The sequence below is a fragment of the Streptomyces sp. NPDC048644 genome (genome assembly GCF_043199105.1).
In the GTDB taxonomy this organism is placed as follows: domain Bacteria; phylum Actinomycetota; class Actinomycetes; order Streptomycetales; family Streptomycetaceae; genus Streptomyces.
On sequence record NZ_JBICVO010000009.1, the window covers coordinates 222,777 to 245,043 of the forward strand.

The following is a 22,267-nucleotide window of genomic DNA, read 5'->3' on the forward strand; positions in this document are numbered from 1 at the left end:
GGACCGGGCACGCCGCTGCCCCGGCCCGTCGGAGAGCGATACGCCCTCCCGACGGACCGGGGCAGCATTACGCGGCTCCGGTTACGGGTTCTTACGGGTTCCGGCCGAGGCGGGCGGAGACGGGCTCCCAGCCGCGTCCGCCGGGGCATCCGGCCCCGCCCGCCATCGGCCGCAGCTCAACGACCCCGTTCGACGGGGTCCGCCGCGTCCTCGTCCTCGTCCAGCTCCTCGTCGAAGACGGCGCTGACATCGAAGCGGCAGACCACCTGCTGCGGGTCGATGTCGTCGAACGGCACGGACAGCCACTCGCCCGGTTCCGCGAGGTCGTCGGCGGCGGCGACCCAGAGGGTGGAATCGCCCTCCTCCAGGCCGAACTCCTTGTGCCGGGAGGCGATCTCGTCCGGTTCGAACTCGCCGAACAGCACACCGAGCGCGGCGTACACGCTGGTCCCGACCACCGCGGCGGCCGAGCCCGCCTCGCCGCTGCCGTCCGCCGCGTCGTCCACGGCCTCCGGATCGAGATCGGCGATGCGCTGCGCCTGATGCAGCAGCCGCTGCGGCTGGGCCACCGCGTAATCGCGCCGGATCAGGACGCTCAGCGCACTGGGTTCCTCCGGCCCGTTGTAGGAGGGGAGATGGTCGCTCCCGGGGATCTCGAAGGGCGTGACCTCGTCGTAGGTGTCGTAGAGCAGCTCGTCGTAGACCTCGGCCGCGGCGGCGAGTTCGTCGAACGCGGCGTAGACGGCGGGATCGTCCTGCCCCGAGCGGCGTTCCACCGCGTCGAGGTGACGGTCCAGTGCGGCTTTGACCGCCTCGGCGGCGGCACGTACCTCGGCAGCGGAAGGCTGCGCAGCATCAGACATAGTGCAGACGCTATCCGTACCGGGGCCGGTCCCGCACAATAGATGCGATGCCGGAATACGAATTCTGCGATGTGTACGTGCCTCGGGGGGTCTCCCGCAAGGCCGCCACACGCCTGCTCACCGACCATGCCGAGTACGGACACTGGGAGTTGGACCGACTCCGCCTCAACCCCGACGGCAGCCGCAAGGTGCGGCTGCGCCGCCGGATCATCCGCCAGCTTCGCGCCACGTGGTGACCTGAAGTGCCCGCCGGTGACGCACCGTCGCCCCGGCGGTGGAACGGTTGCGGGCGGCCGGGGTCCTGGCACGGCAAAGCGGGCCCCGCTGATGCGGAGCCCGCTTCGTCATGCGATGCCGGGTGCGGTGATCACCTGCGCGCGGTGCGCGCCTTGCGGTAGAGCACGGCTCCGCCGAGCAGCAGACCCGCGCTGGCCGGAATCGCGTACCCGATCGATCCGGCGCCGGTGTGCGCGAGCTCCTGTGCGGGCTCAGGCGTCGCGATCTTCACGTGCGATGCGGTCTGCACGTGCAGCTCCGGCGTCTTCGGCGTGGAGGGGTGCTCCGGCGTCGACGGGGTACGGGGCTGCTCCGGCTTGCCCGGCGTACCGGGGTTCTCCGGGCTCGTCGGCGGCACCTTGGCGTCGTTGCCGCAGTCGTTGCCGAACGCGGGGTTCAGCAGTCCGACGACGTCGATGCTGTTGCCGCAGGCGTTGACCGGGATGTCGATCGGCGCCTGGATGCTGTTGCCCGAGCCGACGCCTGGCGAACCCTTGGCGCTGCCCTGGGCCCCGGAACCGCCGTGCCCGCCCTGGTGTCCGCCGCCCTGGTTGGCGTGCTGGTCACCGTTGGCGGGCTGATCACCCTTGTCGTGGTGGCCTCCGCTCTGGGAGCCGTTGGCGCAGGTGTTGCCGAATGCCGGGTTCAGCAGTCCGACGACGCTGACGGTGTTCCCGCACGCGTTCACCGGTACGTGGACCGGTACCTGAATGGTGTTTCCGGATGCGACGCCGGGTGAGCCTGCCGCTCCGCCCTGGGCTCCCGCGTCCGCGTGGGCGAAACCCGCGCCGGCGACGAGAACGCCACCGGCAGCCGCCACGGTGATCAGGCCCTTTCGTGCGACCTGTCTCATAGGTTGTTCCCCTGCCTTGTTCCTTTGGAATGCGGGCGGTGCACGGTCGCCCCGCCTGCCGAAATCCCCAGCGGCCCCGGAACGCGAGTGGCGCATTCCGGAGCCGACCGGGAGCAGACCCTTACGGGTTCAAGTGCAACTTCAGGTGTTGATGCAGGTGTTGCCGAAGGCGGGGTTCAGCAGCCCGACCACGGAGATCGTGTTGCCGCAGACGTTGACCGGGACGTGCACCGGCACCTGGATCACGTTGCCCGACACGACGCCCGGGGAGTGCGAGGCACCACCCAGAGCGCCCGAGTCGGCAACGGCCAGGCCCGCGCCGGCGAGCACGAAACCACCGGTGAGCGCCGCAGCAGCGACGACCTTCTTGATCATTCTTCCTCCTTGTTGGCAATGCGATCCCAGCCGCGGACCGCACACACTGCAACGAGGCGAAGGGCATTCAAGCTACGAACAGATCGCGGTATTCACTCTTTCCAGCGAAGCAGGAACAAGTAGCAGACAGTTTGCTCCTGTTACGGTCCATCAGCTCTGGTCGATGAAGCGGTCCAGCACCCGCACACCGAACTTGAGCCCGTCCACCGGCACCCGCTCGTCCACACCGTGGAACATGCCCGCGAAGTCCAGCTCGGGCGGCAGCTTCAGCGGCGCGAACCCGAACCCGCGGATGCCCAGGTCGTCGAAGGACTTGGCGTCCGTGCCCGCGGACAGCATGTACGGCACCGCCCGCGCGATCGGGTCCTCGGCGCGCAGCGCGGACTGCATCGCGTCGACCAGGGCGCCGTCGAAGGTGGTCTCCAGCGCCTTGTCGGCGTGCACGTCCTCGCGTACGACGCGGGGGCCCAGGATCCGGTCGAGGTCGGCCAGGAACTCCTCCTCGTAGCCGGGCAGGAAACGGCCGTCGACGTGGGCGGTGGCCTGTCCCGGGATGACGTTGACCTTGTAACCGGCGCCGAGCTGGGTCGGGTTGGCGGTGTTCTTGAGCGAGGCGCCGATCAGCTTGGCGATGCCGCCGAGCTTGGCCAGCGTGCCGTCCATGTCTTCCGGGTCCAGCTCGGTGCCCAGCGCGTCACCCAGCTCGTCCAGGAAGTGCCGCAGCGTCTTGGTGACCCGTACCGGGAACTCGTACCGGCCCAACCGGCCGACCGCTTCGGACAGTTCGGTGATGGCGTTGTCCCGGTGGATCATCGAACCGTGCCCGGCGGTGCCGTCCACGGTCAGCTTCATCCAGTGCATGCCCTTCTGCGCCGTCTCGACGAGGTAGAGCCGCAGGTTCTCGTTGACGGTGAAGGAGAAGCCGCCGACCTCGCTGATCGCCTCCGTCACACCGTCGAAGAGACCGGGGTGCTTGTCGACCAGGTAGCGCGCGCCGTAGGTGCCGCCCGCCTCCTCGTCGGCGAGGAACGCCAGCACGATGTCCCGCGGCGGCTTCCGGCCGGAGCGCATCCGGTCCCGGACGACCGCCAGCGTCATGGCGTCCATGTCCTTCATGTCGACCGCGCCGCGGCCCCAGACGCACCCGTCGGCGATCTCGCCGGAGAAGGGGTGGTGGGTCCAGTCCTCGGCGTTGGCCGGTACGACGTCGGTGTGCCCGTGGATGAGCAGCGCGGGCCGGGAGGGGTCCTCGCCCGCGATCCGGGCGACGGTCGATGTCCGGCCCTTGTGCGACTCGAAGATCTGCGGTTCGAGACCGACCTCGGCGAGCTTCTCCGCGACGTACTCGGCCGCCACGCGCTCACCGGGGCCCGAATGGTCGCCGTAGTTGCTGGTGTCCATCCTGATCAGATCCCGGCAGAGGTCGACGACCTCGTCCTCGCCGGTGACCGTACGGGCCGGCTGCGACTCGCTCATGCCGGAACCTCGCTTCGCTCGGCCGCGTTTCCGCGGGGCTCGCACCTCTCCATGGTTCGCTCGCAGAGCTCGCTCACACTGCCTCCTCTGGGGTTCACGGCCGCGTCACGCCCCTTCGGGGGAGCGCGGTCCGCGGCGGGGTCCACTGCCATCCTCCCTCTCCCCGCCGCTGCGCCCAAGGCCGAAATACTCCCGACATGCCCTGGTCACAGCCCCGCTCCCGGCTCCCCGTGCGGGTGATCGACCACCCCGAAAGGTTTGCTATTGTTTTCCCTGTCGGAACGGCCCAGCCGGTACGGCAGACACCTTGTCCGGGTGGCGGAATGGCAGACGCGCTAGCTTGAGGTGCTAGTGCCCTTTATCGGGCGTGGGGGTTCAAGTCCCCCCTCGGACACCAGCGAGACCCCAGTTGATCTGGGGTCTTTTGCTTTTTCCGGTGCGCTCGCGCTTTATTCCGGTGCGCTCGCCGGGGTCGGATCAGTAGGGTGCGCAGGTCGGTGGAGTGCGGGAAAGAGGGCGGGCCGGTGCTGATCTTCGATGCGGACGACACGTTGTGGGAGAACAACGTGATCTTCGAGCGGATCATCGACGAATTCCTGGGGTGGATGGTGCGCCCCGGGCTCGACAGGGCGCAGGCGCGGGCCGTCCTCGACGGGATCGAGGCGGCGAACGCGCTGACGCACGGCTACGGCGGCAAGGTGTTCCTGCGCAGTCTCGGGGAGTGCCTGGTGGAGCTGCGCGGGCGGGCCGCGACGGCAGCCGAATCCGCGCGGATCTCGGGGTGGGCCGCCGCGTTCGACCACAGCCGGGTGGAGCTGATCACCGGGGTGCCGGAGACGCTGGCCGAGCTGTCCGGGCGGCACGAGATGCTGATGCTGACCAAGGGCGAGGCGGACGAGCAGCGGCGCAAGGTGGCGGCGTCCGGGCTGACCGGGCACTTCCGGGACGTGCACATCGTCGCGGAGAAGGACGTGGCCACGTACGAGGAGCTGAAGCGGGCGTATCAGCTGGTTCCGGAGACGACCTGGATGATCGGCAACTCCCCGAAGTCGGACATTCTGCCCGCTCGGTCGGCCGGTCTGAACGCGGTGTTCATCCCGCACGACAGGACCTGGTCGCTGGAGCACGGCGACATCGACCCGGACGACGAGAAGGTGCTGCAACTGGCGTCGTTCGGCGAGCTGTTGCAGCACTTCTGAGGTGGCGGCCCGCCGCCGCGCGGGTGGCGGGCCGCGGCCGTGGGTGTCAGCCGTGCGGGCGCAGCCGGACGCGGGCGGTGCCCATCGGCTGGAGGGTGATGCCCGCGCCGACCGGCACGTCGTGGTCCACGGCCTCCAGGTCGTAGGCGCGCAGCAGGGTCGCGAGGGCCAGTACCGACTCCAGCATCGAGAAGTGCTGCCCGATGCAGGCCCGCGGGCCGCCGCCGAACGGGAACCAGGCGTAGCGGTGCCTGGCGGCCTCCTGTTCGGGGGTGAAGCGCTGCGGGTCGAAGCGTTCCGGGTCGTCCCACAGGCCGGGGTGGCGGTGCGTCACCCAGGGCGAGACGATCACGTCGGCGCCCGCGGGGACGGGGTGGCCGCCGATCTCGGTGGCCCGGACGGCGCGCCTGCTGATCACCGGGGCAGGCGGGAAGAGCCGCATCGCCTCCTTGAGTGCCATGGTCAGTTCCGGGAGGCGTTCCAGGTCGGCGGCGGTGGCGGTGCGGTCGCCGAGGACGCGGTCGATCTCGTCGCGGACCCGTTCCTGCTGCTCGGGGTGGCGGGCGAGGAGGTGCAGGGTGAAGGCCATGGAGGTCGCGGTGGTCTCGTGGCCGGCCAGCAGGAAGATCAGCACCTGTTCGCGGACCTCGGTCGCGTCGAGGGAGCCGTCGGCTTCGTTGCCGGCCGCCGCGAGCAGCGACAGCAGGTCGGCGTCGGCGGCCTGTCCGGCGCCGCCGGGTGCCGCGCGCCGCTCGGCGACGATCCGGTCGCAGGCGGCGGTCAGTTCGCCGATGGCGGCCATGACCTTGCGATTGCCGGGGGTCGGCCAGTCCCTGGGGAGGGTCAGGGGTGCGTAGGCACGCCGGACGACGTAGGAGTTGATGACCGGCAGGCAGCGGTCGACGGCGTCGACGGCGGCTTCCACGTCCGTGCCGAAGAGGATGCGGGAGACGGTGCGCAGCGCGAGCCGGTTCATCTCGCTCATCACGTCGACGGTGGCGTGCCGCGCGGTGCGCCAGCGGTCGGCGACGGTGGCCGCCTCGGTCGTGACGGCCGCGGCGTAACTGTCGACCCGGCGCCGGGTGAAGAGCGGCTGCACGAGTCGCCGCTGCCGGAGGTAGTCCTCGTCCTGGCTGGTGAGCAGGCCGTTGCCGAGTGCCTGCCTGACCTCTTCGTACAGCGGGTGGTCCTTGCGGAAGTTGGCGGCTTCGGAGCCCAGGATCTGCTGGACGCCCTCGGGTGCGAAGGCGGCGTAGAAGACGCTGCGCAGGCCGGGCGGGCCGGCCTGGAGCCGTACCACGTCGCCGTGTGCGCGCTGGGCGTTCAGGAAGGCGGCGAGCGAGTCCCGCCGCAGGTCCAGCATCGAGCCGATGACGGGGAGGCCGGCCGGGCCCGGTACGGCGGCGCCGGTGGGGGCGGTGAGGGATGTCATGCCGCATTCCTATCCCGAAATGCCGTCGTGTACCGCGGTGTTGACGCGGTGGACGGGGTTCGGCGGCGTGCGGCGGCCGGGGGACGTCGCGGCGGGGGCGACGGCCCGTGGGGCCGGGCGGGGCGCCCCCGTAGCATGGGGGCAATGAGCTCCAAGCGTTCCGGCCGGGCGGCCGTCGAGACACCCTGCCGGGTCACCGTCTGCCGTGGCTGCTGCTGCGGCGACGGCGCCAAGATCCCGGGTGTTGATCACGCCGGGCAGATACCCCGGCTGCGGGCCGCGCTCGCGGGTGCCGCGCCGGTACGGGCCTCCGAGTGTCTGGACGTCTGCGATCAGGCCAACGTGGTCGTGGTGCAGCCGTCGGCCGCGGGCCGGGCGGCGGGCGGGCGGCCGGTGTGGCTGGGTCTGGTCAACGACGACGACGCGCTGGCGGACATCGCGGCGTGGATCCGCGCGGGCGGTCCTGGCATCGCGCCGCCGCCCGGGGTGCTCGATCTGTACGCGTTCACGGTGTCGCGGCGCGTGCGGGAGGCGCTGGAGAGCTGACTCCCCAGGTCGTAAGGCCGGGCCCGGTGCTCATGCGGTGGGCTGCGCGGGGTGCATCCCGTCGGCCGCCGGGGCGGTTGCGCTCCCCCGGGTGGGACCGGGGTCGGCCCCCGGCAGCTCGCGGACCCGGCGGACCGGGGAGCAGAGCAGGATCAGGCCGGCGAGCGGGACACCCGCCGTCGTGATCCACATCGCGGTGCGGACGCCGAGCAGGGAGCCGAGTGCGCCGCCGAGCAGGGCGCCCAGCGGCAGCGTTCCGTAGTTGAGGAAGGCGGCGCAGGCGGTGAGCCGGCCGAGCAGGTGCGGTGGGCAACGGCGTTGCTGGAAGCCCGCCTTGATGATGTTCCCCGCCACCACACCGGCCGAGACGGCACCTCCGCCCGCGAGGTACAGCAGGGCGCCGGCTCCCGCGGACGTCAGGGGGATCAGCAACACCGGCAAGGGCAGCAGCAGTTCGCACAGCAGGGTGGCGCGGGCGGTGCCGAACCTGTCGGCGGCCCGGCGGGCCAGGAAGGCGCCGGCCAGCCCGCCCGCGCCGGCCGCGGCCAGCAGTCCGCCGACGGCGGCGGGCGGCAGGCCGGCCTCGCGGACCAGGAAGACCGGGAGCAGCGACTGGTACCCCATCAGGGCGAGGTTGGACGCGGCGCCGAAGAGCGTCAGCGTACGGAACCACGGGTCGCGGGCGACCAGTCGCAGCCCCGCGGCGACCTCGGCCGTCACGGAGCGCGGGCCGCCGGGAGCGGTGGCCGGACGGGGCTCGCGGTGGCGGATGCCCAGCAGGCACAGGACGGACACCAGGAAGGCCGCCGCCTGGGCGAAGAGCCCGCCGACCGCGCCCGCCCAGGGGATGAGCGCGCCGGCCGCCCCCCGTCCGGCGATCTGTGCGGCCGACGCGCTGCCGTGCAGGGCGGCGTTGCCCTCCGCGCGGTCGGCGGGGGCGAGGAGGACGGGGAGGTAAGCGCTGTAGGCGGTCTGGAAGACCACCGCGGCGGCGCCCGCCAGCAGGGCGAGCGCGATCAGCAGGCCGATGGTGAGCCCGCCTGCGGCGGCGATCAGGGGGACGGCGGTGAACAGGGCCAGCGAGAGGGCGGCGGCGGCCAGCATCAGGGGCCGTCGGCGCACCCGGTCCACCCAGACGCCGACCGGGAGACCGATCAGCAGCCACGGGAGCCAGCTGCACGCCGCGAGCAGGCCGACGGCGAAGGTGCCGGCCCGCAGGGTGGCGACCGCGACCAGCGGCAGGGCGACGCCGGTGACCGCGGCGCCGAACTTTCCCGCGGTCTCGCCGCACCACAGCAGCCGGAAGTCCCGGTGCCTGCGCAGCAGTCCGCTCATGTCCTGTGCCGTTCCTTGCGGGGGAAGGACTGCAGCTGGACGAGGACGGGCCGGGACTCCGGCGCGGTTCCGGTCTCGGCCGGCGGCTGCCGTGCCGCCGTCCGGTGCCGGTCCACGACCTCGGCCAACTCCTCGTTGAGTGCGGCGAGTTGGTCACTGGTCAGGCGCAGGCCGTGCCATTGGGTGAGGGTTCCGGCGTCCCGCCAGGCCGGATCCCAGTCCTCGGCGACGTAGCGGGCGACCTGCCGGAACTGCTGCCGGACGATTTCGTCGACGTAGATGCCGAGTGCGGCCCGGCTGCCGGGGTCGTCGCGGAAGCGGTTGGTGTCGAGGTTGCGGGTGGCCGCGACCGCGCGCCACCAGCGCTCGCGGCGGGTGCCGCGGCCGGTCTCCTCCTCGATGAAGCCGTGGTCGGCGAGGTGCCGCAGGTGCCAGCTGACCGTGCCGGTGTTCTCGTCGAGGCGGCGGCCGAGTCCGGTGGCGGTGTCGGGGCCGTCGAGGGTCAGCAGTTCCAGGATCCGCATCCGCAGCGGGTGGGCGATGCCGCGCAGGCTGCGGGCGTCCAGGTGGCGGGTGGGCCGGGCGCCGGAGGGTGCCGGTTCCTGCCCCGGGGGCGTGGGCTGCTCGTGGGCCTCGGTCATGTGCCCAGGGTAGGGAGGCAGAGGGTCCTTTGCAGAGGTTTCTCTGCAACCGAGGGGGTTGCAGAGGTGGCCGTCACGGGCCTGGTCGGCGCTTCTTCGGGGCGGCGCGGTGCGGCGCGGGCGGCGGTGTTCCGTGGCCCTCTCCGGCCGCTTTCTCCAGTTGGAAGGCTTCGTTGCCCAGGCCGATCCTGGCGTGCACGGCCGGCCTGCGCACCCGCAGCACCCGGCCGTGGACGAGGCCGACGAGGGCCGCGACGCCGATCAGCGACGGCAGCAGCCACCGCAGCGCGGAGCTCCGATCCGCGGCGACCAGGACGTCGAAGTCCTTGACGGCGTAGGCCAGTACGGCCAGCAGGGCCAGCGCGGCGAGGCCGGAGGCGAGCAGCCTGGCGGCCTGGGCGCGGCCCGCGCCGCGGCGGACGAAGAAGGCGATGACGGCGACGGACGCGGTGGCCATCAGCAGGATCACGCCGAGCGCGCCGACGTTGCCGCCCCAGGTGAAGAGGGCGAGGACGGGGGTGGCGGGGTCGCCTGCCGGGGAGTGGTCGCCGAGGGTGAAGCCGAGGACGACGACGGCGGAGACGACGGTCTGGAGCAGGGAGCCGGTGGCCGGGGCGCCGTTGGACTTCGCGGTCCTGCCGAGGGCGGCGGGCAGCAGGCCCTCGCGGCCCATCGCGAAGGCGTAGCGGGCCACGACGTTGTGGAAGCTGAGCATCGAGGCGAAGATCCCGGTCACGAAGAACAGGTGCAGGGCATCGGTGAAGGCGGCGCCGAGCCGGGGCCCGGTGAGCGAGAAGATCAGCTCCGGGCCCTCCTTGCCGGCCGCGGCGACGACGTTCCCCGGGCCGGTGGCGACGCCGATGAGCCAGGAGCTGACGGCGAAGAACACCGCGACGAATCCGACGGCGAGGAACATCACCCGGGCCACGACGGTCTGCGGGCGGCTGGTCTCCTCGGCGTAGACGGGGGCCTGTTCGAAGCCGACGAACGCGGCGACGGCGAAGCACAGGGCGGTGCCGATTCCCGCCCCGCCGAGTGCGGACGGGTCGAAGGCGTGCAGGGACAGGCCCTGCGGTCCCGGTGCGGCGGCGAACGCGACGTCGGAGACGGCGATCAGGGCGACCTCGATGACGAGCAGGACGCCGAGCACCTTGGCGTTGAGGTCGGTCTTCAGGGCGCCGAGCGCTCCGATGACGGCCACCCCGGCCAGCGCGGGGATCCACCAGGCGACGGTCACCGACAGGTAGCGGCCGAGGAGTCCGGCGACCTCGAAGCCGAAGATGCCGTAGATGCCGACCTGGAGGGCGCTGTAGGCGGCGAGGGCGACGAAGGAGGCGCCGGATCCGACGGTGCCGCCGAGGCCGCGGGCGATGCAGGCGTAGAAGGCTCCGGCGTTGTGGACGTGCCGGCTCATCTCGGCGTAGCCGACGCCGAACAGGGTCATGACCACGCCGAGGATGACGAACAGCAGCGGCTGCCCGACGATCCCCATGACCTGATAGGTGGTCACCATGACCCCGGCGACGACCATCAGCGGGGCGCTGGCGGCGAGGACGGACAGCAGCAGTCCCGGGGTGCCGATCCGGCCGGCCCGCAGCGCGCGTTCCTGCCCTTTGAAGGTGCTGATCGCGCGCCCGGGGCGGTCCGGCCGCCCGGTGCCGTGCGCGGTGGCGGCGCTGCGCGTACTTCCCGAACTGCCCGTCGGCATGGCGGGGTTGTCCTTTCCGTGGGGCGGGACGAGCGGCGCCGGGTCAGGTGGAGCGGAACGCGGTGTCGCGGGCGGCCTTGAACGCCTTGCGGGCGTCGCGGTCCGGGTACGACCAGGGCGCCGGGGTGACGTAGGGGCCGATGCGGTGGAAGAGGGCCGCCGCCTCGGCCATCCGGCCTTCGTGGAACTTGGCGTGGGCGAGGAAGTTGAGGTCGACCTTGCCGCGCGGGTGGTCCTCGCCCTCCCACTCCAGCCACCAGTCGAAGGCGGTCTTCATGGCCTGGCGGGCGCGGCGGGTGGTCCAGTGCGCGGAGTCCCGCGGGTCGCGGGGTGCGGCGCCGGCCGCGGCCAGTACGCGGTAGCGCTCGGCGTGGGCGACGACGGGCAGCACGGCGAGCGGGGAGTCGGCGGGTGCCTGTTCGGCGGCCCAGGCGGCGAAGTCGTAGACCTGGTGCAACGGGTCGTCGGCGGTGCCCTGTTGGTGTTCGGCGAGGCAGGCCGCCATGAGGTGGTGGGCGTGGTGGTGATCGGGGTGGCGGGCCCTGATCCGGTCGAACGCCTGCTCGCGGCTGTCGGGGGTGCCGCCGTGGCGGGCCAGCAGGAGGGAGCCGAGCCAGGGGGTGGGGTCGGCGGGCAACATGCGGGCCGCGGTCCGGCAGGCGGTTTCGGCCGTTTCGGTGTCCTCCTTGCCGTGCAGGGCGAGGTGCACGGCGGCGAGGGCGGCGAGGGTCACGGCGTCGCCGCTCTCGGGTTCGGCGAGCAGCCACTCGCGGGCCCAGGCGGCGGCGCCCGGTGTCGCGCCGAGCACGACCAGACGGTGCCCCCTGCGGTCCCAGTCCTCGCCGGTCCCGGCGAGCAGGGTGCGCACCCGCATCCATCTGCCGTGGGCCAACGCGTCGGCTGCCGCGACGAGTTGGGTGTCGCCCAGGTCCGGGGTGAGGACCGGCGCGTCCTTGCGGCGGGGGCGGCCCAGGGGTGGCGGCGGAGGGGTCATGGAAGGGGTGCCTCCATGACGTGCTGCACCGCGCGTTCACCTCACCGTGTGTCGTCCCTGGCGGCCGGGCGGGCCGGTCCGCCCGCACCTGCCCCGGCCTCCCGGCGCGGCGGCGTCACCCGTGCGGGGCGCCCTCGGGGCACGGTGTCCGGCTCCGTCGCGCGGCCCGCATGTGCAGGATCCGTGCCCTGTCCGCCACCGGTTGGTCACGCACAGCAAAGCGGGCGGCACTGCCCGGCGTCAAGGCTGTGCGGCGAATGACCGAATCCGTCAACTCCGCTTGCCTTCCAGGGTGTTGACCACTCACTCAGGACGGGCGCGGGCGCGCCGGGGGCGCCGGTTGACACCCCGTCAGGCCACCGCCTTCGCCGCCGCCCGGCCCGCGGTGCGCCCGGAGAACAGGCAGCCGCCGAGGAAGGTGCCCTCCAGGGAGCGGTAGCCGTGCACGCCGCCGCCGCCGAACCCGGCCGCCTCACCCGCCGCGTAGACACCCGGCAGAGGGGCGCCGTCCTCGCCCAGCACCCGCGAGGAGAGGTCCGTCTCCAGCCCGCCGAGCGTCTTGCGGGTGAGGATGCTGAGGCGTACGGCGATCAGCGGGCCCGCCTTGGGGTCGAGCAGCCGGTGCGGGGCCGCGGTGCGGATCAGCCGGTCGCCTAGGTACTTGCGGGCCCCGCGCATCGCGGTGACCTGGAGGTCCTTGGTGAAGGGGTGGGCGATCTCGCGGTCGCGTGCGACGATCTCGCCGCGCAGCGCCGCCTCGTCGATCAGCGGCTCGCCGGTCAGCTCGTTCATCCGGCGGACCAGCGTGCCGAGCGACCGCTCGACGAGGAAGTCCACGCCGTGGTCCATGAACGCCTGCACCGGGCCCGGCGCGCCGCCGCGGGCCCTGCCGAGCACGTCGCGGATGCTCTTTCCGGTCAGATCCGGATTCTGCTCCGATCCGGAGAGCGTGAACTCCTTCTCGATGATCTTCCGGGTGAGCACGAACCAGGTGTGGTCATGGCCGGTCCGCATGATGTGTTCGAGGGTGCCGAGGGTGTCGAAGCCGGGGAAGAGCGGTACCGGCAGCCGCTTGCCGGTGGCGTCCAGCCACAGCGGGGAAGGGCCCGACAGGATCCGGATGCCGTGCATCGGCCAGATCGGGTTCCAGTTGTCGATGCCCTCGGTGTAGTGCCACATGCGGTCGCGGTTGATGATCCGGCCGCCGGCCGCCTCGGCGATGCCCAGCATCTTGCCGTCGACGTGCGCGGGCACCCCGGACAGCATCCGCCGTGGCGGGGTGCCGAGACGCTCGGGCCAGTTGGCCCGCACCAGGTCGTGGTTGCCGCCGATGCCGCCCGACGTCACGATCACGGCCTGCGCGCGCAGCTCGAAGGCGCCGGCCACCTCGCGGCTGCTGGGCGTGCCGCGCTCGGCGGCCGACGGCACCAGGACCTCGCCACTGACCGTGTCCACGCTGCCCGCGCTGCGCGCGAGCCCCGTCACCCGGTGCCGGAAGCGCAGCTCCACCAGGCCGCGGGCGACACCGGCGCGCACCCGCCGCTCGAACGGCGCGACGATGCCGGGCCCCGTCCCCCAGGTGATGTGGAAGCGCGGTACGGAGTTGCCGTGCCCCGTCGCGTCGTAGCCGCCCCGCTCGGCCCAGCCGACGACGGGGAACAGCCGCAGGCCCTGCCGGTGCAGCCAGGAGCGCTTCTCGCCCGCGGCGAAGTCGACGTACGCCTCGGCCCATTTGCGGGGCCAGTGGTCCTCGGGGCGGTCGAATCCGGCGGTGCCGAGCCAGTCCTGCCAGGCGAGGGCGTGACTGTCGCGGATCCGCAGCCGGCGCTGTTCGGGAGAGTCGACGAGGAAGAGGCCGCCGAAGGACCAGTGGGCCTGCCCGCCGATGGACTGCTCGGGCTCCTGGTCGATGAGGATCACCTTGCGGCCCGCGTCCACGAGCTCCGCGGTGGCCGCCAGGCCCGCCAGACCCGCGCCTATCACGATCACATCAGCGTCGTACGCCATCTCAGCTCTCCTCACCGGGGCGCGCCGGACGCCCCGGCCGCCGTGGTGATCCGATCCTCAGCGCCCCGGCCACCGCCGTCAACCACGTGCTACCGACCGGTCAGCACGGCCGCCGCGGCAGGCCGGGGTGACGACGGCCACCGCACCCGGGCCGTCGGGTGGCTATCCTCAGGCACACCTCCACCCCGCGCGATACGAGGTGTGCGACGTGACGGTGATCCTGCTGGCCCTGGGCGCGGCCTGTTGTCTGGGGCTGGGCTTCGTCTTCCAGCAGGCGGCGGCGCAGCACGCCCCCATGAAGGACTTCCTCTCCCCGCGGCTGCTGCTCGATCTGATGCGGATGCCGCGCTGGCTGGCCGGCATCGGGCTGATGGTGTGCGGCATGGCGCTCGGCGCCTTCGCGCTGGGGATGGGCGACATCACGCTGGTCGAGCCGCTGCTGGCGACGAACCTGCTGTTCGCGATGGCGCTGTCGCGGTGGCTGACCCGGCAGCGGCTCGGCCGCAGCGGGTGGGCCGGCCTGTGGCTGCTGGCCGGGGGTGTCACGGCCTTCATCGTGGCGGGCCGGCCGCACGGCGGGCGCAGCGCGGCCGATCCGCTGGTCCAGTGGCTGATCATGGGCATCGTCCTGGGCACCGCCCTGCTGCTGACGGCCTGCGCCAAGCGCGTGTGGCTGGCCCTGGAGGCGGCGCTGCTCGGTGTCGCCGCCGGACTGCTCTACGGGCTCCAGGACGCGCTGACCCGGATGAGCGGCGATCTGTTCACGCGGGGCGGCTGGCCGGCGATCGCCACCAGCTGGCAGCCGTACACGGTTCTCGTGCTCGGGGTGACGGCGCTGCTCCTGGTGCAGAGCGCCTTCGAGTCGGCGCCGCTGCGGCTGTCGCTGCCCGCGCTGACGGCGGCGCAGCCGCTGGCCGGGATCGCCTGCGGGGTGGGGTTCCTCGGCGACCGGCTCCGGCTGACCCCCGGGGCGCTGGCCTGGGAGGCGGCCGGGATCGTGGCGATCGTCGTGGGCATCGTCCTGATCGGCAGGCACCCGGCGATGCCGCCGGGCTCGGGCAGGCACCACCCGCTGCGCGCGTTGCAGCCGCACTGAAGCGGCGGCCCGGCGCCCGGCCGCGGCGTGCGGGCCCTCCCGGCCGCCCGGCCCGCCCCGCGCGGGTGATTGCATGGGCCCATGACTGATCAGCAACCGCTCAACGCGGACGAGATCCTCGACATCGTCGACGAGTGCGACCGGGTGGTGGGGCAGGCGCCGCGCGGTGAGGCATACGCCCGCAACCTGCGGCACCGGTGCGCTTTCGTCCTGGTCAGGGACGCCGATGACCGGATCTTCGTGCACCGCAGGACCGACCGGAAGCTGGTCTTCCCCTCGCATTACGACATGTTCGTCGGCGGGGTCGTGGGAGCCGGCGAGAGCTACGACGAGGCGGCCCTGCGCGAGGCCGAGGAGGAGCTGGGGGTCGAGGGGCTCGGGCAGCCGGAGCCGTGCTTCACCTTCCTCTACGAGGAGGACGAGCACTCCTGGTGGTCGGCGGTCTACGAAGTGCGCTGCACGCTGCCGGTCGCTCCGCAGGAGTCGGAGGTCGCCTGGCACACGTTCCTGACGGATGACGAGCTGACGCAGCGCCTCGACGCGTGGCCGTGGGTGCCGGACGGGCTGGCGGCGTACCGGCGGATGCTGGAGTGGCGCGCCTCCGGGAAGGGCTGATGTCCACCGCGCCCGAGGGCGGCGCGGACCGGCCGGTAGGGTTTCGGTCATGATCGACGGACTGCGGTCGCTCGGCGCGGCGGTACGGCTGTGGTTCTCGCCCGCGCGGGTCCGCGAGGAGGGCACCACCCCCGACTACCGCTTCTCGCTGGCCAACGAACGTACCCTGCTCGCCTGGTTGCGGACCGGCCTCGCGCTGGTCGGCGGCGGCTTCGCGGTGGACCAGTTCCTGCCGGGGCTGCACCCCGGGCTGCGAGTGACGTTCACCGTCTTCCTGCTGGTGTGCGGGGCGCTGTGCGCGGTGCGCGCGGTGAACCACTGGGTGCGCTGCGAGCGGGCCATGCGGCGTGGCACGGATCTGCCGGTCTCCCGCTTCCCCTCGCTGCTGGCCCTGGGGGTCGGGGCGCTGGCGGTGGCGATGGTGATCCTGGTCGCGCTCGGCTGGACCCGCTGACCGATGGCCACGGGAGAGCACCGGGGCGCCGGGCCGCCGGCACGGGACGACCGGGATCCCGGGCTGCAGCCCGAACGCACCCGGCTGGCGTGGCGGCGTACCACCCTGTCCTGCACGGCGGTCACGGTGCTGGCCGCCCGGCAGCTGGCGCAGAGCCGGGGGCCGGGGGCAGGCCAGGTGGCGGCGGTGGCGCTGGTGGGGGTGGCGTGGCTGGTGTTCGGGCTGGTGGCGCACCGCCGGATGCGAGCGATGGCCGCGGGCCGACCGCCCCGCCTGGCGCCGCGCAGCGCCCTGCTGCTGGCCGGCTGCACGGTCGCCTTCGCGGTCCTGGGCGCGGCCCTGCTGCTGCCCGGACTGTGAGCGGTCCTGTGCCGGGGCGCCCGCGGCGCCGGGCGACGGGCCGCAGGTCGACGACGGGCCGCAGGTCACAGCGGTGTCCCGGCCGACGGGCCCGGGTGGCTCCGGCGGTACGGTGACGCGACCCGCCGCCGCGGCCGGGGAGCCGTGACGGCCCTCCCCGGGGCGGCGGGTGTGTACCCATCGCCTTGGAGGAACTCCCGCATGACCGAGCCTCAGCTCGCCGAGCCCTACCTCACCGAACTGGCCCCCGGGGTCAGCGCGTTCGTCCAGCCGGACGGCGGCTGGTGCCTGAACAACGCCGGTGTGGTGACCGACGGCGGCACGACCCTGGTGGTGGACACCGCGGCCACCGAGCGCCGGGCGCGGCTGCTGGCCCGCCTGATCGCGGAGAGCGGCGCCCCGGCCCCGCGCACCGTCGTCAACACCCACCACCACGGCGACCACACCTACGGCAACGCGGTGTTCACGCCCGATGCGACGGTCATCGGGCACGCCGCCTGCCGCAGCGAGCTGCTCGCCGCCGGGCTCCAACTGCACGCGGTGTGGCCGGATGTGGACTACGGCGAGACGCCGCTGACGCCGCCGTCGGTGACCTTCACCGACACCCTCACCGTGCACGTCGGGGACATCGAGGTGCAGCTGATCCACCCGGGCGTGGCCCACACCCCGGGCGACACGATCGTCTGGCTGCCGCAGCAGCGCATCGTCTTCACCGGTGACCTGGTCTTCAACGGCGGCACCCCGTTCGTCTTCATGGGCTCGCTCGCCGGGTCGCTGCGCGCACTGGAGCTGCTGCGCTCGCTGGACGCGGTGACCGTCGTCCCGGGGCACGGTCCGGTGACCGGGCCCGAGGTGTACGACGGCATCGAGCGCTATCTGCGGTTCGTCGACGAGCTGGCGCGGCAGGGCAGGGCGGACGGGCGGACGCCGCTGGAGGTGGCCAAGGGCGCCGACCTCGGTCCTTTCGCCGAACTGGCCGAGAGCGAGCGGCTGGTGGCCAACCTGCACCGCGCGTACGCGGAGCTGGCGGGCGGCGAGCCGGGCGCGCCGCTGGACGCGCTGATGGGGTTCGGGGACATGACGGCGCTCAACGGCGGGGTGCCGATCTGCTGCCACGCCTGAGGGTCGGCGGCGGGCGCGCGGGCCCCGGTCGCGGGTCCGCGCACCCGTGCGTGACCGACGCCCCATGTTCCACCTCTGGACTCCATACCGACTAGTCGGCATGATCGTGCCCGGCGACTCAGTGACCCAGCGGCCGGCACCGTCCGGAGTCCGGCCGTCCACTCCGTACGGAGGAGCACGATGAGCAAGGGCACCCCTCCCCCACCGGGCGCGGACCGGGAGACTCCACCCGGTCTCGACCTGGAACGTCTGCGCGGCCATCTGGAGCGCGCGCGGCCGGGTCTCACCGCAGGGCCGCTGTGCGCGCAGCTGATCGAAGGCGGGCGGTCCAACCTCACCTACCGCGTCGCCGACGGCACCTCCTCCTGGGTCGTGCGCCGCCCGCCGCTGGGCCATGTCCTCGCCACCGCGCACGACATGCGGCGCGAGCACCGGGTGATCAGCGCGCTGCACGGCACCCCCGTGCCGGTGCCCGAAGCGCTGCTGCTGTGCGAGGACGAGTCGGTGATCGGCGCGCCCTTCTACGTGATGGAGCTGGTCGAAGGCACGCCGTACCGCACGGCCGAGCAGCTGGCGCCGCTGGGCGCCGAGCGCACCCGCGCGGTGGTGCTCTCACTCGTCGACACCCTCGTCGACCTGCACGCGGTCGACCCCGACGCGGTGGGCCTCGGCGACTTCGGGCGCCCCGACGGCTTCCTGGAGCGTCAACTGCGGCGCTGGGGAAAGCAGTTGGCGGCGTCGAAGAACCGTGACCTGCCGGGCATCGACGAGCTGCACGAGACGCTGGGCCGGACGCTGCCCGCCTCGTCCGCGGCGGCCGTCGTGCACGGCGACTACCGTCTCGACAACGTCCTCGTCGGCGCCGACGACACCCTCAAGGCGGTCCTGGACTGGGAGATGTCCACCCTCGGCGATCCGCTGACCGACCTCGGGCTGCTGGCGATGTACAGCGCGGACCTGGGCCTGCCCGCCTCGCCCGTCAGCACCACGAGCGGCGCGCCCGGCCACCCCTCCCCCGCCGAGCTGATCGAGCGCTACGCCGCCCGCTCCGGCCGGGACACCTCGGCCATCGCCTGGTACACGGCCTTCGCCTGGTTCAAGCTCGCCGTGATCCTCGAAGGCATCCACTACCGCTTCACGCTCGGCCAGACCGTCGGCGCCGGTTTCGACCGGATCGGCGAGCTGGTGCCCGTGTTCATCGACCGCGGACTGACCACCCTCAAGGAAGGCTGAGCCACCCATGGACTTCGCATTCGACGCCAGGACGGAAGAACTCCGCGAGCAGCTGCTGGCGTTCATGGACGAGCACGTCCTGCCCGCCGAGGAGACCGTCCACGAGCAGCGGGCGCAGCTCGCCTCACCCTGGGACACCCCAGCGATCGTCGAGGACCTGAAGGCCGAGGCGCGGCGCCGGGGACTGTGGAACCTCTTCCTGCCCGACGCACAGCACGGCGCCGGGCTGACCAACCTCCAGTACGCGCCGCTCGCCGAGATCACCGGCCGCAGCCCGCAGCTGGCGCCGACCGCGCTGAACTGCGCGGCGCCCGACACCGGCAACATGGAGGTGCTGGCGCAGTTCGGCAACGCCGCGCAGCAGAAGCAGTGGCTCGATCCGCTGCTGGCCGGTGAGATCCGGTCGGCGTTCGCGATGACCGAGCCCGATGTGGCGTCGTCGGACGCGACGAATATCGAGACGCACATCACCCGGGACGGCGACGACTACGTCATCAACGGCCGCAAGTGGTACATCTCCGGCGCGATGAACCCGCTGTGCCAGATCTTCATCGTGATGGGCAAGACCGACCCGGACGGCGAGGACATCCGCCGCCAGCAGTCGATGGTGCTGGTGCCGCGCGACACCCCCGGCCTGACCGTCAAGCGCGCCATGCAGGTCTACGGCTACGAGGACCACTACCACGGCGGGCACGCCGAGGTGATCTTCGACGACGTGCGGGTGCCGGCCGGCAACCTCGTCGGCGAGGAGGGCGGCGGCTTCGCCATCGCCCAGGCGCGGTTGGGCCCGGGGCGGATCCACCACTGCATGCGGCTGATCGGCATGGCCGAGCGCGCCATCGAGCTGATGTGCAAGCGGGCGGTGGCGCGTACCGCGTTCGGCAAGCCGCTGGCCCAGCAGGGCGTGGTGCAGGAGTGGATCGCGGACGCCCGGGTCGCGGTGGAGCAGCTGCGACTGCTGGTGCTGAAGACCGCCTGGCTGATGGACACCGTCGGCAACAAGGGCGCGCACACCGAGATCCAGGCCATCAAGATCGCCACCCCGCGCACCGTCGTGGACATCCTCGACAAGGCGGTGCAGCTGCACGGCGCGGGCGGCGTCAGCCAGGACTTCCCGCTGGCCGAACTGTGGGCGGGCGCCCGGACGCTGCAACTCGCGGACGGCCCCGACGAGGTGCACCAGCGCTCGCTGGCCCGGCGTGAGCTGAAGCGGTACCGGTAGACGTACGGGGATCCGTAGGGCGCGGTCGAACGCCTCCCGTAGGGGTCGGGCGCGCCCCCTGCGGGGCCACAACGCCGGGGGGCGGGGTGGTGTTCCCGGCTACGGGCGCAGCGTTCCCCGCTACGGGCGCAGTGCCCGCAGCAGCAGGTCGGCGAGGTGGTCGGCGACCTGCTGCGGGGTGAGCGGGCCGCACTCGCGGTACCAGGTGCCGAGGTGGTGGACCGAACCGAAGTGGTAGTCCACGACGAGGTCGGCGGGGATGTCGGCGGCGAACACGCCGGCGCGCTGCCCCTCCTCGACCAGCGCCCGGAACCGCTCGTGGTAGCGCCGCCGTTCGGCCCGCACCTGCTTGTCCTTCTCCGGTCCCAGGTGGTGCATCGAGCGGAAGAAGATCTTGGTGTCGTCGAGGTTCTCGATGGTGGTGACCACGACGTCGGCGGCGGCGTCCCGCAGCCGCTGCTCGACCGGGGCGTCGGCGCCGGCGAAGTGGTCGAGGCGCTCCTGCTGGAGGCGCAGCACCCGGCCGTAGACCTCGTGCAGCAGGTCGTCCTTGGAGCCGAAGTAGTGGTAGAGCGCGCCCTTGGTGACACCCGCCGCGTCGACGATCTCCTGGACGGACGTGCGGTCGTAGCCCTGCTCGGCGAAGAGCCTGGTGGCGGTGGCGAGCAGCCGCTGGGCCACCGGCTTCGTGGCGCCGCCGGTGGCGCCGTCCTTCGTGCCGGCCATCGCCCTCACCTGTCCTTCGTCGTACGCGGATCCTTCGGGAGCCGGGCGCGGGGCGCACCCACGTCAGGCACGGTCGCGCAGCTCCCGTCGGAGGATCTTGCCACTCGTGGTCTTCGGCAGCTCGGGCAGGATCTCGACCTCCCGGGGGTATTTGTACGCCGCCAGCCGTTCCTTGCAGTAGCCGGACAGCCCGGCGGGGTCCGCTTCGCTGCCGGGCCGCAGGCTGACGTACGCCTTCACCGACTCCCCGCGGTAGGCGTCGGGCACGCCGACGACCGCCGCCTCGCGCACCGCCGGGTGGGTGTAGAGGACGTCCTCTACCTCCCGGGGCCAGACCTTGAAGCCGGAGGCGTTGATCATGTCCTTCTTGCGGTCGACGACGTAGAGCCAGCCGTCGCGGTCCATGAACCCGATGTCGCCGGTGCGGAGTTCACCGTCCGGCAGCGCCTCGGCGGTGGCGTCGGGGCGCCGCCAGTAGCCGGGCACGACCTGGGGGCCGCGCACCGCTATCTCGCCCTGCTCGCCGAACGGCACGTCCCGGCCCTCCTCGTCCATGATCCGTACGACGGTGTCGGGGCCCGGCACGCCGACCGCGAGGGTGCCGGAGACCTTGTCGACCGGTGCCCGCTTGCCGGGCGGGACGCTGGCGCACGGGGCGGTGCACTCGGTCAGCCCGTAGCCGTTGTGCAGGTAGGGGCCGAAGCCGGTGCGGAAGGACTCCACCAGGGCGGGCGGCAGCGGCGCGCCGCCCGATGACAGGGTCGCGAACGACGCGAAGTGGTCGCGGGTGACCCCGGGGTGCGCCATCAGGGCCATGTAGGCGGTGGACGGGCCGACGGTGAAGGCGGGGCGGTGCTCCAGGAAGGCGTCGAGCACCACGCCGGCGTCGAAGCGGTAGGCCAGCGCGAGGGTGCCGGTGTTGGCGAAGGAGGCGACCAGTTCGCAGACCATGCCGGTGATGTGGAAGAGCGGGGCGAGCGCGAAGTAGGTGGCGCCCTCGGGCACGCCGAGGCCGGTGCGCTGGCGTTCGGCGTTGTAGGTGATGTTGCCGTGGGTGTTGGTGGCGCCCTTGGGGGTGCCGCTGGTGCCCGACGTGTAGCTGATCAGCGCCACGTCGTCGGCGGTGAGCCCGGCGTCTTCGGGCACCGGGTACGGGGCGCCCGCCGCCCGCGCCACGGTCAGCAGGTCGTCGGCGCCCTCCCGCGGCCCGAGCCGTTCGCCGCGCAGCACCCGGGTGTCGTCGCGGGTCTGGAGTCCCGCCTCACAGGCGGTCAGGGCGATCCGTACGGAGGGGGCTTCGGCTGCGGTGGCGCGGAGGAAGGCGTCCCAGGTGCGGTCGGCGCAGACGACGGCGGTGACCTCGGCGTCGTGCAGGATGTGCGTCATCTCGCCTGATTTGTACATGGGGTTGACGGGGACGACCACGCCGCCGGCCTTCCACACGCCGAGGACGGCGAGCACGAAGTGCGGGGTGTTCTGGAGCATGACCGCCGCCCGGTCGCCGCGCCGGAAACCGCGCCCGGCGAGGTGCGCGGCGATCCCGTCGGAGAGCGCGTCGGTCTCCGCGTAGGAGAGCCGGCCGTCGAAGTAGGCGAGCGCGGTGCGGTCGGGCGCCCGGCCGACGGCGTCACGGAAGGCGTGCAGCGTCGAGGCGGGCGGCCGGACGGGGGCCCGCTGCGCGTCGTTGAGCTGCGTCAGCCACGGCTTGTCCTGGTACGTGGTCATCGGGGTGCG

The 22,267-nt window shown here is 72.8% G+C and carries 22 protein-coding genes and 1 tRNA gene; 11 read left to right on the forward strand and 12 right to left on the reverse strand.

Annotation, left to right across the window (positions count from 1 at the left end; translation table 11 throughout):
• Positions 1 to 176: 176 nt before the first annotated feature.
• Positions 177 to 863, reverse strand: a complete 687-nt coding sequence (locus ACGFNI_RS22310; RefSeq protein WP_393686254.1) for a hypothetical protein — start codon at positions 861 to 863, stop codon at positions 177 to 179.
• 47 nt (positions 864 to 910) lie between these two features.
• Between ACGFNI_RS22310 and ACGFNI_RS22315 the strand changes: the two genes are divergently transcribed.
• Positions 911 to 1,099 carry a DUF5703 family protein gene (locus ACGFNI_RS22315; RefSeq protein WP_006607658.1) on the forward strand — a complete coding sequence of 63 codons (189 nt, stop codon included), beginning with the start codon at positions 911 to 913 and terminating at the stop codon, positions 1,097 to 1,099.
• 131 nt (positions 1,100 to 1,230) lie between these two features.
• Here the strand turns inward: ACGFNI_RS22315 and ACGFNI_RS22320 are convergent, their stop codons facing one another.
• The 3 genes from ACGFNI_RS22320 to ACGFNI_RS22330 all read right to left on the reverse strand — a co-directional run bounded on the left by ACGFNI_RS22320 (position 1,231) and on the right by ACGFNI_RS22330 (position 3,843).
• A complete protein-coding gene (locus ACGFNI_RS22320; RefSeq protein ID WP_393686256.1) occupies positions 1,231 to 1,992 on the reverse strand; it encodes a chaplin family protein in 762 nt (253 codons plus the stop codon).
• Between the two features lie 141 nt (positions 1,993 to 2,133).
• Entirely contained in the window at positions 2,134 to 2,367 is a 234-nt protein-coding gene (gene chpH / locus ACGFNI_RS22325; protein WP_393686258.1) for a chaplin ChpH, read from the reverse strand.
• Between the two features lie 150 nt (positions 2,368 to 2,517).
• On the reverse strand, positions 2,518 to 3,843 hold the full coding sequence (locus tag ACGFNI_RS22330; RefSeq protein WP_393686260.1) for a M20/M25/M40 family metallo-hydrolase: 1,326 nt from the start codon (positions 3,841 to 3,843) through the stop codon (positions 2,518 to 2,520).
• Positions 3,844 to 4,152: 309 nt separating this feature from the next.
• On the opposite strand from ACGFNI_RS22330, the gene ACGFNI_RS22335 reads away from it, so the two are divergent.
• Both ACGFNI_RS22335 and ACGFNI_RS22340 read left to right on the forward strand, forming a co-directional pair.
• Positions 4,153 to 4,240 (forward strand) — tRNA-Leu (locus ACGFNI_RS22335).
• Positions 4,241 to 4,367: 127 nt separating this feature from the next.
• Positions 4,368 to 5,042 carry an HAD family hydrolase gene (locus tag ACGFNI_RS22340; protein ID WP_393686262.1) on the forward strand — a complete coding sequence of 225 codons (675 nt, stop codon included), beginning with the start codon at positions 4,368 to 4,370 and terminating at the stop codon, positions 5,040 to 5,042.
• A 46-nt stretch (positions 5,043 to 5,088) separates the two neighbouring features.
• Here ACGFNI_RS22340 and ACGFNI_RS22345 read toward each other — a convergent pair whose 3' ends face one another.
• On the reverse strand, positions 5,089 to 6,474 hold the full coding sequence (locus ACGFNI_RS22345; protein WP_393686264.1) for a cytochrome P450: 1,386 nt from the start codon (positions 6,472 to 6,474) through the stop codon (positions 5,089 to 5,091).
• Between the two features lie 144 nt (positions 6,475 to 6,618).
• Here ACGFNI_RS22345 and ACGFNI_RS22350 point away from each other — a divergent pair, with 144 nt between their 5' ends.
• Positions 6,619 to 7,020, forward strand: a complete 402-nt coding sequence (locus tag ACGFNI_RS22350) for a (2Fe-2S) ferredoxin domain-containing protein (protein ID WP_393686266.1) — start codon at positions 6,619 to 6,621, stop codon at positions 7,018 to 7,020.
• 30 nt (positions 7,021 to 7,050) lie between these two features.
• Here the strand turns inward: ACGFNI_RS22350 and ACGFNI_RS22355 are convergent, their stop codons facing one another.
• The 5 genes from ACGFNI_RS22355 to ACGFNI_RS22375 all read right to left on the reverse strand — a co-directional run bounded on the left by ACGFNI_RS22355 (position 7,051) and on the right by ACGFNI_RS22375 (position 13,705).
• A complete protein-coding gene (locus ACGFNI_RS22355; protein ID WP_393686267.1) occupies positions 7,051 to 8,355 on the reverse strand; it encodes an MFS transporter in 1,305 nt (434 codons plus the stop codon).
• Complete coding sequence (locus ACGFNI_RS22360) at positions 8,352 to 8,996, reverse strand: helix-turn-helix domain-containing protein (protein WP_393686269.1); 645 nt, start codon at positions 8,994 to 8,996, stop codon at positions 8,352 to 8,354. The genes ACGFNI_RS22355 and ACGFNI_RS22360 overlap by 4 nt, the downstream gene beginning before the upstream one ends.
• Before the next feature lie 73 nt (positions 8,997 to 9,069).
• Positions 9,070 to 10,704: an APC family permease gene (locus ACGFNI_RS22365; RefSeq protein ID WP_393686270.1), complete on the reverse strand. Its 1,635-nt coding sequence runs from the start codon at positions 10,702 to 10,704 to the stop codon at positions 9,070 to 9,072.
• Between the two features lie 43 nt (positions 10,705 to 10,747).
• Positions 10,748 to 11,698 carry a hypothetical protein gene (locus ACGFNI_RS22370; protein ID WP_393686272.1) on the reverse strand — a complete coding sequence of 317 codons (951 nt, stop codon included), beginning with the start codon at positions 11,696 to 11,698 and terminating at the stop codon, positions 10,748 to 10,750.
• A 351-nt stretch (positions 11,699 to 12,049) separates the two neighbouring features.
• Entirely contained in the window at positions 12,050 to 13,705 is a 1,656-nt protein-coding gene (locus tag ACGFNI_RS22375; RefSeq protein ID WP_393686274.1) for an FAD-binding dehydrogenase, read from the reverse strand.
• Positions 13,706 to 13,913: 208 nt separating this feature from the next.
• On the opposite strand from ACGFNI_RS22375, the gene ACGFNI_RS22380 reads away from it, so the two are divergent.
• The 7 genes from ACGFNI_RS22380 to ACGFNI_RS22410 all read left to right on the forward strand — a co-directional run bounded on the left by ACGFNI_RS22380 (position 13,914) and on the right by ACGFNI_RS22410 (position 19,807).
• On the forward strand, positions 13,914 to 14,801 hold the full coding sequence (locus ACGFNI_RS22380; protein ID WP_393686276.1) for a DMT family transporter: 888 nt from the start codon (positions 13,914 to 13,916) through the stop codon (positions 14,799 to 14,801).
• A gap of 81 nt (positions 14,802 to 14,882) precedes the next feature.
• Positions 14,883 to 15,416: an NUDIX hydrolase gene (locus tag ACGFNI_RS22385; protein WP_393686277.1), complete on the forward strand. Its 534-nt coding sequence runs from the start codon at positions 14,883 to 14,885 to the stop codon at positions 15,414 to 15,416.
• A 49-nt stretch (positions 15,417 to 15,465) separates the two neighbouring features.
• Complete coding sequence (locus ACGFNI_RS22390) at positions 15,466 to 15,870, forward strand: YidH family protein (protein ID WP_393686279.1); 405 nt, start codon at positions 15,466 to 15,468, stop codon at positions 15,868 to 15,870.
• Positions 15,871 to 15,873: 3 nt separating this feature from the next.
• Entirely contained in the window at positions 15,874 to 16,230 is a 357-nt protein-coding gene (locus ACGFNI_RS22395) for a DUF202 domain-containing protein (RefSeq protein ID WP_393686281.1), read from the forward strand.
• Between the two features lie 201 nt (positions 16,231 to 16,431).
• On the forward strand, positions 16,432 to 17,352 hold the full coding sequence (locus ACGFNI_RS22400; RefSeq protein ID WP_393686282.1) for an MBL fold metallo-hydrolase: 921 nt from the start codon (positions 16,432 to 16,434) through the stop codon (positions 17,350 to 17,352).
• Between the two features lie 180 nt (positions 17,353 to 17,532).
• Positions 17,533 to 18,585 (forward strand): phosphotransferase family protein, encoded by a 1,053-nt coding sequence (locus ACGFNI_RS22405; RefSeq protein WP_393686284.1) that lies wholly within the window; start codon positions 17,533 to 17,535, stop codon positions 18,583 to 18,585.
• A 7-nt stretch (positions 18,586 to 18,592) separates the two neighbouring features.
• On the forward strand, positions 18,593 to 19,807 hold the full coding sequence (locus tag ACGFNI_RS22410) for an acyl-CoA dehydrogenase family protein (protein WP_393686285.1): 1,215 nt from the start codon (positions 18,593 to 18,595) through the stop codon (positions 19,805 to 19,807).
• Positions 19,808 to 19,927: 120 nt separating this feature from the next.
• Here the strand turns inward: ACGFNI_RS22410 and ACGFNI_RS22415 are convergent, their stop codons facing one another.
• Both ACGFNI_RS22415 and ACGFNI_RS22420 read right to left on the reverse strand, forming a co-directional pair.
• Positions 19,928 to 20,533, reverse strand: coding sequence for a TetR/AcrR family transcriptional regulator (locus tag ACGFNI_RS22415; protein ID WP_393686287.1), 606 nt, complete (start codon positions 20,531 to 20,533; stop codon positions 19,928 to 19,930).
• A gap of 63 nt (positions 20,534 to 20,596) precedes the next feature.
• Complete coding sequence (locus ACGFNI_RS22420) at positions 20,597 to 22,258, reverse strand: AMP-binding protein (protein ID WP_393686289.1); 1,662 nt, start codon at positions 22,256 to 22,258, stop codon at positions 20,597 to 20,599.
• Positions 22,259 to 22,267: the final 9 nt, after the last annotated feature.

Excerpts from the sequence above, each read along its gene's own strand:
- ACGFNI_RS22310 (WP_393686254.1), bottom strand. The coding sequence starts at position 863 with ATGTCTGATGCTGCGCAGCCTTCCGCTGCCGAGGTACGTGCCGCCGCC.
- ACGFNI_RS22315 (WP_006607658.1), top strand. The coding sequence starts at position 911 with ATGCCGGAATACGAATTCTGCGATGTGTACGTGCCTCGGGGGGTCTCC.
- ACGFNI_RS22320 (WP_393686256.1), bottom strand. The coding sequence starts at position 1,992 with ATGAGACAGGTCGCACGAAAGGGCCTGATCACCGTGGCGGCTGCCGGT.
- chpH (WP_393686258.1), bottom strand. The coding sequence starts at position 2,367 with ATGATCAAGAAGGTCGTCGCTGCTGCGGCGCTCACCGGTGGTTTCGTG.
- ACGFNI_RS22330 (WP_393686260.1), bottom strand. The coding sequence starts at position 3,843 with ATGAGCGAGTCGCAGCCGGCCCGTACGGTCACCGGCGAGGACGAGGTC.
- ACGFNI_RS22345 (WP_393686264.1), bottom strand. The coding sequence starts at position 6,474 with ATGACATCCCTCACCGCCCCCACCGGCGCCGCCGTACCGGGCCCGGCC.
- ACGFNI_RS22350 (WP_393686266.1), top strand. The coding sequence starts at position 6,619 with ATGAGCTCCAAGCGTTCCGGCCGGGCGGCCGTCGAGACACCCTGCCGG.
- ACGFNI_RS22355 (WP_393686267.1), bottom strand. The coding sequence starts at position 8,355 with ATGAGCGGACTGCTGCGCAGGCACCGGGACTTCCGGCTGCTGTGGTGC.
- ACGFNI_RS22360 (WP_393686269.1), bottom strand. The coding sequence starts at position 8,996 with ATGACCGAGGCCCACGAGCAGCCCACGCCCCCGGGGCAGGAACCGGCA.
- ACGFNI_RS22365 (WP_393686270.1), bottom strand. The coding sequence starts at position 10,704 with ATGCCGACGGGCAGTTCGGGAAGTACGCGCAGCGCCGCCACCGCGCAC.
- ACGFNI_RS22370 (WP_393686272.1), bottom strand. The coding sequence starts at position 11,698 with ATGACCCCTCCGCCGCCACCCCTGGGCCGCCCCCGCCGCAAGGACGCG.
- ACGFNI_RS22375 (WP_393686274.1), bottom strand. The coding sequence starts at position 13,705 with ATGGCGTACGACGCTGATGTGATCGTGATAGGCGCGGGTCTGGCGGGC.
- ACGFNI_RS22385 (WP_393686277.1), top strand. The coding sequence starts at position 14,883 with ATGACTGATCAGCAACCGCTCAACGCGGACGAGATCCTCGACATCGTC.
- ACGFNI_RS22390 (WP_393686279.1), top strand. The coding sequence starts at position 15,466 with ATGATCGACGGACTGCGGTCGCTCGGCGCGGCGGTACGGCTGTGGTTC.
- ACGFNI_RS22395 (WP_393686281.1), top strand. The coding sequence starts at position 15,874 with ATGGCCACGGGAGAGCACCGGGGCGCCGGGCCGCCGGCACGGGACGAC.
- ACGFNI_RS22400 (WP_393686282.1), top strand. The coding sequence starts at position 16,432 with ATGACCGAGCCTCAGCTCGCCGAGCCCTACCTCACCGAACTGGCCCCC.
- ACGFNI_RS22405 (WP_393686284.1), top strand. The coding sequence starts at position 17,533 with ATGAGCAAGGGCACCCCTCCCCCACCGGGCGCGGACCGGGAGACTCCA.
- ACGFNI_RS22410 (WP_393686285.1), top strand. The coding sequence starts at position 18,593 with ATGGACTTCGCATTCGACGCCAGGACGGAAGAACTCCGCGAGCAGCTG.
- ACGFNI_RS22415 (WP_393686287.1), bottom strand. The coding sequence starts at position 20,533 with ATGGCCGGCACGAAGGACGGCGCCACCGGCGGCGCCACGAAGCCGGTG.
- ACGFNI_RS22420 (WP_393686289.1), bottom strand. The coding sequence starts at position 22,258 with ATGACCACGTACCAGGACAAGCCGTGGCTGACGCAGCTCAACGACGCG.